Source organism: Litoreibacter arenae DSM 19593, assembly GCF_000442275.2.
Classification (GTDB): domain Bacteria; phylum Pseudomonadota; class Alphaproteobacteria; order Rhodobacterales; family Rhodobacteraceae; genus Litoreibacter; species Litoreibacter arenae.
Window position 1 is genome coordinate 131,322 of the sequence record NZ_KE557311.1, and the last position, 8,641, is coordinate 139,962.

The window sequence follows — 8,641 nt, forward strand, 5'->3', positions numbered from 1 at the left end:
TTACCTCCCCAAGATACCCGGCAGATTGAGCCCTTTTTCGCGGGCGCAGTCCAGTGCGATGTCATAGCCCGCATCGGCGTGGCGCATGACGCCCGTCGCAGGGTCATTCCACAGCACATTGGCGATCCGGCGATCGGCGTCCTCGGTGCCGTCACAGCAGATGACCATGCCGGAATGCTGCGAAAAGCCCATGCCGACACCGCCGCCATGGTGCAGGGATACCCAAGTGGCACCACCCGCGACATTCAGCATGGCGTTCAAAAGCGGCCAGTCCGACACTGCGTCAGAGCCGTCTTTCATGGCTTCGGTCTCGCGGTTGGGTGAGGCGACCGACCCGCTGTCCAGATGGTCGCGGCCGATCACAACCGGCGCGCTCAGCTCGCCATTGCGCACCATTTCGTTGAAAGCCAGACCCAGCTTGTCGCGCAGGCCCAGACCGACCCAGCAGATGCGCGCGGGCAGACCCTGAAATTCGATCCGTTCTTTCGCCATATCCAGCCAGTTATGCAAATGCGGGTCGTCGATCAGCTCTTTGACCTTGGCGTCGGTTTTGTAGATGTCCTCGGGGTCGCCGGACAGCGCGCACCAGCGGAAGGGGCCAACACCGCGACAAAACAGCGGGCGGATATAGGCGGGCACGAAGCCGGGGAAGGCAAAGGCATTCTCCAGCCCTTCCTCCTGCGCGACCTGCCGGATGTTGTTGCCATAATCCAGCGTTGGCACGCCTGCGTTCCAGAAGTCCACCATTGCCTTGACCTGCACCTTCATGCTGGCGCGGGCGGCGGCCTCAACGGCCTTTGGATCGCTTTCCTGCTTGGCGCGCCATTCTGCGACGCTCCAGCCTTGGGGCAGATACCCGTGGACCGGATCGTGGGCGGAGGTCTGGTCGGTGACCATGTCGGGCTTCACGCCGCGTTTGACCAGTTCGGGGAAGACGTCCGCCGCGTTGCCGATCAAAGCCACGGATTTCGCCTCGCCCGCCGCGGTCCAGCGGTCAATCATGGCCAGCGCTTCGTCCAGATCGTGGGTTTTCTCGTCCACATACCGCGTGCGCAGGCGGAAATCGGCGCGGGTCTCGTCGCATTCGACGGCCAGACAGCACGCGCCCGCCATCACCGCCGCCAAAGGCTGCGCGCCGCCCATGCCGCCTAGGCCGCCGGTCAGAATCCAGCGGCCTTTCAGGTTGCCGTCATAGTGCTGACGGCCCGCCTCCATAAAGGTCTCGTAAGTGCCTTGCACGATGCCCTGCGTGCCGATGTAGATCCACGACCCGGCGGTCATCTGGCCGTACATCGCCAGCCCCCGTTTATCCAACTCGTTGAAGTGGTCCCAATTGGCCCAATGCGGCACAAGATTGGAGTTCGCAATCAAAACGCGCGGCGCGTCCTTGTGGGTGTTGAACACCCCCACGGGCTTGCCCGATTGCACCAGCAGGGTTTGCGTGTTCTCCAGATCCTTGAGCGCCGCGACAATGGCGTCAAAGTCTTCCCATGTGCGCGCGGCGCGGCCAATGCCGCCATAGACGACCAGCTCATGCGGGTTCTCGGCCACGTCGGGGTGCAGGTTGTTCATAAGCATCCGCATAGGCGCCTCGGTAAGCCAGCTTTTGGCGGTGATCTCGGGGCCTGTCGGGGGATAGATGTCGCGCAGGTTGTGGCGGGGATTGTTCATCGGGAACCTCCTAGGGTCGGGGCCAGATCGGCCAATGCGGTCAGAATTTCAGCGAGATAGGGGCGCAGGGCGGCGGCCTTGGCGTCGTTATAGGTCCACGGTGCCGCCTCGGCAGACAGGTAGGTGGATTGCGCCAGTTCCATCTGGATGGCGTGAATGTTGTCTTTGGGCTGCCCATAGTGGCGCGTGGTCCAGCCGCCCTTGAAGCGGCCGTTGAGCGTGTCGGAATAGGGGGCGGCAGCGCAGATCGCGACGGTGGCCGCCTCGAGTTCGGGGGCACAGGTGGTGCCCATATTGGTGCCGGTATTGAAGTCCGGGAGGGTGCCGTCGAACAGGAACGGGATGGCCGAGCGGATGGAATGGCAATCATAGAGGATCGCCACCCCGTGCAGGTCGCGCACGCGGCGCAGCTCTGCCTCCAGCGCCGCATGGTAGGGCGCATGGAAATAGCGTTTGCGGGCGCGGATATCTTCTGCGTTCGGGGCTCTGTCCCAGATGCCCGCCCCGTCAAAATCCGTCATCGGCACCAGCGTTGTCGTGTTTTGCCCGGGATAGAGGCTTTCGCCCGCCGGGTCGCGATTGGCGTCAATGACGTAGCGGTGGAAGGTTGCGCGCACGGTGGTCGCCCCTGGCAACAGGCCGTCATACAGACGGTCGATATGCCAGTCCGTATCGGCCAGCGCCCGCCCATTGTCATTGAGGTCCGCCATTATGGCGCGCGGCACGTACGTGCCGGTATGGGGCAGGCCCAGAACGATGGGGCCGTCGCCATGAGTGACCTCAACAGGCGTCATTCCACATGCCCTTTGACATAGGCGGACAGGTCCACGCTGCCCGCAAGCCTGCCGCTTTGGACCAGACCCGCCGCCGCCTCAATCGAAGGGGCCATGTAGCGGTCTTCGGCAATCGCGGGAACCTCCGCACGAAGCACCGCCATCGCCGCCTGAAGCGGCGCGCTGGTCTGCAAGGGTGCGCGGAACTCGATGCCTTGCGCTCCGCACATCGCCTCGACGCCGAGGATCACATTTAGGTTCGCGTTCATCTGCAAGAGACGCCGCGCGGCATGGGCGGCCATGCTGACGTGATCCTCCTGATTGGCGGAAGTGGGCGTGCTGTCAGTGGTGCAGGGGTTGGCGAGGTGTTTGTTCTCGCTCATCAGGGCGGCGGTTGTGACCTCCGCGATCATCAGGCCGGAATTCAGGCCGGGATCGGGGGTCAGGAAAGGCGGCAGATCAAAGCTGAGCGTCGGGTCCACCATCAGCGCCACGCGGCGCTGTGCGATCGCGCCAATTTCGGAAATGGCGACAGCGATCTGGTCAGCGGCAAAGCCCACGGGTTCCGCGTGGAAGTTGCCGCCCGAGACGATCAGATCATCCTCCACCAGCACCAGCGGGTTGTCGGTCACGGCATTCGCTTCGATCTCCAGCGTGCGGGCCGCGAAATGCAGCAGGTCCATCGCGGCCCCCGTGACCTGTGGCTGGCAGCGGATGCAATAGGGGTCCTGGACGCGGGTGTCGCCTTCCTTGTGGCTTTCGCGGATTTCGGAGCCATTCATGAGCGCGCGTTGGGCGCGCGCCACGGTGATCTGACCGGCATGACCCCGCAGGGTGTGGATCGCGTCTTGCAAAGGCGCGGTGGAGCCCATGATGGCGTCGGTGGACAGCGCACAGGTCAGCACGCTGGTCGCGGCATTGCGCCATGCGCCCCAGAGGCCGACCAGCGCACAGGCTGTGGAGAATTGTGTGCCGTTGATCAGCGCCAGACCTTCCTTGGCGCCCAGCACGATGGGTGTGATCCCCGCTTTGGCGAGCGCCTCGCCTGCGGGCATGCGTGCGCCGTCATAGTTGGCTTCGCCCTCTCCGATCATCGCGGCAGCCATGTGAGCGAGCGGGGCCAGATCACCGGATGCGCCGACCGAGCCCTGGCTGGGGATCACGGGTGTGACGCCTTTTGCCAGCATGTCCTGAAGGATCTCGACAGTTGTCATCGCGACCCCAGAAGCACCGCGCCCCAGGGACAGCAGTTTAATGACCATCATCAGACGCGTGGTCGCTTCGTCCAAGGCGTCACCCACACCACAGCAATGAGACAGGATCAGGTTGCGCTGCAATGTGGTCACGTCCTTGGCCGCGATCTTGACGCTGGCGAGTTTGCCAAAGCCTGTGTTGACGCCATAGACCGCCGCGTCGCCATTGGCGGCCTTTGTCACCAGTTCCTGTGCGGCCGTGATGCCCGCGTGCGAGGAGGGGTCAAGAACGGCGGCATGGCCATTTGCCCAGATGTCGTGCAATTGGGTCAGCGGTGTTGCACCCGGCGTAAGAGTGATTGTCATAGCGACCCCTTGAAGATGCGTTTGTGAAGCGGGTTGAACCCGATACGATAGGCCAGTTCGGATGGATGTTGCACATCCCAAACGCACAGATCAGCCTGTGCGTCTGCGGTGATCCGCCCGCGATCAGGCATGCCCAAAGCCGCCGCTGCGTGGGCAGTCATGCCCAGCAGCGCTTCAAGTGGTGTCATTTGAAACAGCGTGCATGCCATGTTCATCGCCAGCAAGGGCGACGTCAGCGGCGACGAGCCGGGGTTGCAATCGGTGGCCAGCGCCATCGGCACGCCATGGGTGCGGAAAGACTGGATCGGTGGTGCCTGTGTTTCGCGCAAGGTGTAGAATGCGCCGGGCAGTACGACAGCCACAGTACCGGACGCCGCCAGGGCCTGCGCATCTGCATCGGTGGCGTATTCCACATGGTCTGCGCTGAGCGCGCCGTATATTGCAGCCAACTGCGTGCCACCGATGTTCGACAGCTGCTCGGCGTGCAGTTTGACCGGCAGCCCCAACTCAACGGCGACGTCAAAAACGCGGGCGATCTGTCCGGTGTCAAAGGCGATGCCTTCGCAGAACCCGTCGACCGCATCGACCAGCCCTTCGGCATGGGCGGCCCGCAGGGTGGGGATGCAGACCTCGTCGATATAGGCGTCGGGCCTGCCCTTGTATTCGGGCGGCACTGCATGGGCTCCAAGGAAGCTGGTGCGCACCTCAACAGGACGTGCCTGCGCGATCTGGCGGGCAACGCGCAGAATCTTCAACTCGGTGTCTTGGTCCAACCCGTAGCCTGATTTGACCTCGATCAGCGTGACGCCTTCCGCAACAAGTGCATCCACGCGGGTCAGGGCATCGGCCAGAAGCGCGTCCTGCGATGCAGCGCGGGTTGCCGTCACGGTGGACACGATCCCACCGCCCGCGCGCGCCACCTCTTCATAACTGGCACCGTTCAGGCGCAGTTCGAATTCCGATGCCCGGTTGCCGCCGAAAACGATATGCGTGTGACAGTCGATCAGCGCAGGCATGACAAGCCGTCCGCCCAGATCATGCGTTTGGGTGGTATCATACGCCTCGGGAAGTTCTTTTGCCGGCCCGACCCAGGCAATGCGGTCTCCTTCAAGGACAATCGCGCCATCTTCGATCAGCCCGTAGCGCTCATCGTCTTTCAGCGTTGCGATCGTGGCATTGGTCAGGAGCATGGCCGACTCACTTGCAATTAGGTGTGCTTAATGTCTTTATGTGCGCACATAATAATCTGTCAAGCGGAGTGTGCCATGCAGATGATCTGGACCGAGACTGCCTTGCTGCCGACCGGCTGGGCGAGCAACGTCAGTATCGGTATTGATGGACAGGGCCGGATCGGCGACGTGCAATGGGATGCATCCGCGCCGGATGAAGCCATACGGGTGCCATTGCTGTTGCCCGCCCCCGTGAACGTCCACAGCCATGCCTTTCAGCGGGCCATGGCGGGCCTGACAGAGCGGCGCGGCCCGGATCCGAGCGACAGCTTCTGGACTTGGCGGCAGTTGATGTTCCGCTTTCTGGACCGACTGACGCCCGAGCATATCGAGGCGATCACGGCGTTTGTGCAGATGGAAATGCTTGAGGCTGGGTATGGGGCATCGGTCGAATTCCATTATCTGCATCATCAACCCGGTGGGGCCGCTTATGACGATATTGCGGAAACATCCGCGCGTGTTGTTGCGGCATCGAACCAGAGCGGCATCGGGCTGTGCCTGCTGCCTGTGCACTATCAATTCGGCGGATGCGATCAGCGCGCGCTGACCTCTGGGCAAATCCGGTTTGGCAACACGTTTGAACAGTTTCAGACGCTTCATGACGCGGCGGCGGGCCACGTCGGGCAGGCATCTGCCGACAGCTCTATCGGTGTCGCGCCACATTCGCTGCGCGCGGTAGGGATCGAAGATCTGAAGCGATGCGGCACCGTATTTCCTGAGGGACCGATCCACATGCACCTAGCCGAACAGCGCGCAGAGGTCGCGGAGGTGGAGGCACATTGGGGCGCGCGGCCAGTGACATGGGCGCTCGACAACATGCGGCTGGATGGGCGCTGGTGTCTTATCCACTGCACCCAGATGACGCCGGAAGAGACCATCGCGCTGGCTCGTTCCGGGGCTGTCGCAGGTCTGTGCCCGATCACGGAAAGCAGTCTGGGGGACGGGATTTTCGATGCGGTACGCTGGGTTGACAACGACGGTGTTTTTGCCATCGGCTCGGACAGCAACATCCGCATCTCGCTCACTGAGGAATTGCGCACGCTGGACTATTCCCAACGCCTGCGCGACGGCACGCGCGCGGCACTGGCGTCATCGGACAAGTCGACGGGCCGCCGGATGTTCGACGGGATGCTGCAAGGCGGCGCGCAAGCCTCCGGCCGCGAGACAGGGCGCATCGCAGCGGGGTGCTGGGCCGATTTTCTGGCATTGGAGACTCGCTCTGAACATATGTGGGGCTTGGACGGCGACACCGCACTCGACGCGTGGATCTTCGCAGGCGACGACCGGCTGGTGACGGATGTTTGGTCAGCGGGCCGCCATATGGTACAGCACGGCCAACATGTGGAACGGGCAGGTATTGTCGCCGCCTACAAACGCACAATTGACGCATTGAGAGACGCCTTGTGAACACGCCCACTTTCCGGAACTGGCAAAGCGTGCAGGACGAAGTCTTGCGCCGTATCCATGCCCGTGAATGGCCGCCCGGTGAGCTGATCCCCAATGAGGCCGACCTCGCAATCGAGTTTGGCTGCGCCCGTTCCACAGTGAACCGTGCTTTGCGGTCCTTGGCCGAAAGTGGTTTGCTGGACCGCAAACGTAAGGCCGGAACGCGCGTTGCCGCGCAACCCGTTGCCAAAGCCACCCTTGATATCGCCGTGATCCGCCACGAGGTCGAGGAACACGGTGCGACCTACGGCTATCAATTGATCACGCGCAGCGTCGCTGTACCACCCGCCCCTGTCAGCGGTACGATGAAAACGAAGGCCCAAGACAAGCTGCTGCATGTGCGGGCTTTGCACCTGGCTGATGATGCGGCCTATGCCGTTGAAGACAGATGGATCAACACGGCTGTTGTCCCGGCCGCAGTGGCCGAGCCATTTGATAGACTGAGCGCCAATGAATGGTTGATGCAGCACGCGCCCTACACCCATGGGGATATCGCGTTTTCGGCGGTGCAGGCAGACCAACAGGACGCAGAGGTGCTGGGCGTCCCGCTATTAAGTGCCTTGTTCGCCATTGACAGGGTGACTTGGGACAATGATGCGTCTGTCACAAAAGTCAGACTGCTGTTTGCGCCGGGTTACAAACTACGCACACAACTATAGGCGATCCGCGTTTCGGCGTTTTTAGAACCAAGGACATTTCTATGCGGGACATCCAGCATTGGCAGGCAGCCTTTCAGCACCATTGGGGTATCTCAGCAGAGCTGAGCCCGCTCGATGGTGAGTATGATCTGAACTTTCTGGCGAAAGCAGAGGATGGCAAGGGATACATTCTGAAGGTCATGCGCGCAGGATGCGAGCCTTGGCTCGTCGACATGCAGGTCAAGGCATTCCAGCACATCACGGCGAAACAGCCACATCTGCCTTGCCCAGAGGTCATTCGTGCAGCAGAGGGTGCGTCGCTTGTTACGTTGAGAGACGAGACTGGTGCAGACCGTCTTGTTTGGGTGCTGCGGCAGCTGCCGGGGCGGTGTTATGCCCATCTGGCACCGAAAAAGGAGGCGTTGATCCGCGAGGTCGGGCAGGTGTTGGGCGGTTCGGCTCTTGCCTTGGCTGATTTTGAGCATGACGGGTTGGTGCGTGATTTCAAATGGGATTTGATGCGCGCCGATTGGATTGAGGATCAGATCGCTTGCATAACCAACCCCGCTCGGCGTCAGATTGTCGAAGCCGTCTATGCGCAATTCACAGCGCTGAAACCTGCATTAGAAGACCTGCCACATCAGGCGATCCACAACGACGCCAATGACTACAACATCATGGTCAAGGGCGAGTTGAACACAGCACGCCGCGTTTCTGGTCTGATTGATCTGGGCGACATGTGTGCCGCCCCGCGCACATGTGATCTGGCGATTGCTGCGGCCTACATCGTGCTGGATCATCCACAGCCTGAGGCGGCCCTCGCCGCCCTGGTCGAAGGGTATCACCACGCCTACCCACTCACGACCACCGAGGTTGATATGATCTGGCCGCTCTTGCGGATGCGGTTGGCGGTGAGTGTGGTGAACTCCACGTTGATGGCCGCCGAAAACCCAGATGATCCCTATGTAACCATCTCGCAGGCCCCTGCGTGGCGGTTTCTGGAAGGGTGCGACATTCACGGGGGCTTGTTGACGGCCAGGCTGCGGGCGGCGTGTGGCCTGCCTGTGGTCGATGGCGCGGACCGTGTGGCGGCATGGCTTGAAAGCGAACGCGGAAACTTCGCACCATTGATCGGGTGCGATCTGTCTGATGCGCCGCTGGGGTCACTGTCGGTTGAGGAATCAACCTGGCCGCAAAACCCGTTCCATATGCCGCTGGAAGAAGCGGCCCGTGTCGGCGAGGAGTTCGAGCATCAGGGGTGCATGTGGCTCGGCTATTATCACGAGCTGTAGATATGTACGGACTCTCGGGACACTTCCTGTAAA

6 protein-coding genes and 1 pseudogene are annotated in these 8,641 nt (G+C 61.9%); 3 read left to right on the plus strand and 4 right to left on the minus strand.

The window, feature by feature from the left end:
• Genes hutU through hutI form a run of 4 tightly spaced genes read right to left on the minus strand, consistent with a single transcriptional unit; the run spans position 1 to position 5,193 of the window.
• Positions 1-1,671 carry a urocanate hydratase gene (gene hutU / locus THALAR_RS10140; RefSeq protein WP_021101455.1) on the minus strand — a complete coding sequence of 557 codons (1,671 nt, stop codon included), beginning with the start codon at positions 1,669-1,671 and terminating at the stop codon, positions 1-3.
• Positions 1,668-2,465, minus strand: coding sequence for an N-formylglutamate deformylase (gene hutG / locus THALAR_RS10145; protein WP_021101456.1), 798 nt, complete (start codon positions 2,463-2,465; stop codon positions 1,668-1,670). The genes hutU and hutG overlap by 4 nt, the downstream gene beginning before the upstream one ends.
• A complete protein-coding gene (gene hutH / locus THALAR_RS10150; protein WP_021101457.1) occupies positions 2,462-4,003 on the minus strand; it encodes a histidine ammonia-lyase in 1,542 nt (513 codons plus the stop codon). Before hutH ends, hutG begins: the two co-directional genes overlap by 4 nt.
• Positions 4,000-5,193 (minus strand): imidazolonepropionase, encoded by a 1,194-nt coding sequence (gene hutI, locus THALAR_RS10155; RefSeq protein WP_021101458.1) that lies wholly within the window; start codon positions 5,191-5,193, stop codon positions 4,000-4,002. The genes hutH and hutI overlap by 4 nt, the downstream gene beginning before the upstream one ends.
• A 75-nt stretch (positions 5,194-5,268) precedes the next feature.
• Here hutI and THALAR_RS10160 point away from each other — a divergent pair, with 75 nt between their 5' ends.
• The 3 genes and pseudogenes from THALAR_RS10160 to THALAR_RS10170 form a co-directional block, all read left to right on the plus strand.
• Positions 5,269-6,639, plus strand: coding sequence for a formimidoylglutamate deiminase (locus tag THALAR_RS10160; protein ID WP_021101459.1), 1,371 nt, complete (start codon positions 5,269-5,271; stop codon positions 6,637-6,639).
• Positions 6,636-7,337: a UTRA domain-containing protein gene (locus THALAR_RS10165; protein WP_021101460.1), complete on the plus strand. Its 702-nt coding sequence runs from the start codon at positions 6,636-6,638 to the stop codon at positions 7,335-7,337. The genes THALAR_RS10160 and THALAR_RS10165 overlap by 4 nt, the downstream gene beginning before the upstream one ends.
• A gap of 41 nt (positions 7,338-7,378) precedes the next feature.
• A pseudogene (locus THALAR_RS10170) lies at positions 7,379-8,602 on the plus strand (phosphotransferase); the annotation flags it as partial.
• Between the last annotated feature and the right edge of the window lie 39 nt (positions 8,603-8,641).

Excerpts from the sequence above, each read along its gene's own strand:
- hutH (WP_021101457.1), bottom strand. The coding sequence starts at position 4,003 with ATGACAATCACTCTTACGCCGGGTGCAACACCGCTGACCCAATTGCAC.
- hutG (WP_021101456.1), bottom strand. The coding sequence starts at position 2,465 with ATGACGCCTGTTGAGGTCACTCATGGCGACGGCCCCATCGTTCTGGGC.
- THALAR_RS10160 (WP_021101459.1), top strand. The coding sequence starts at position 5,269 with ATGCAGATGATCTGGACCGAGACTGCCTTGCTGCCGACCGGCTGGGCG.
- hutU (WP_021101455.1), bottom strand. The coding sequence starts at position 1,671 with ATGAACAATCCCCGCCACAACCTGCGCGACATCTATCCCCCGACAGGC.
- hutI (WP_021101458.1), bottom strand. The coding sequence starts at position 5,193 with ATGCTCCTGACCAATGCCACGATCGCAACGCTGAAAGACGATGAGCGC.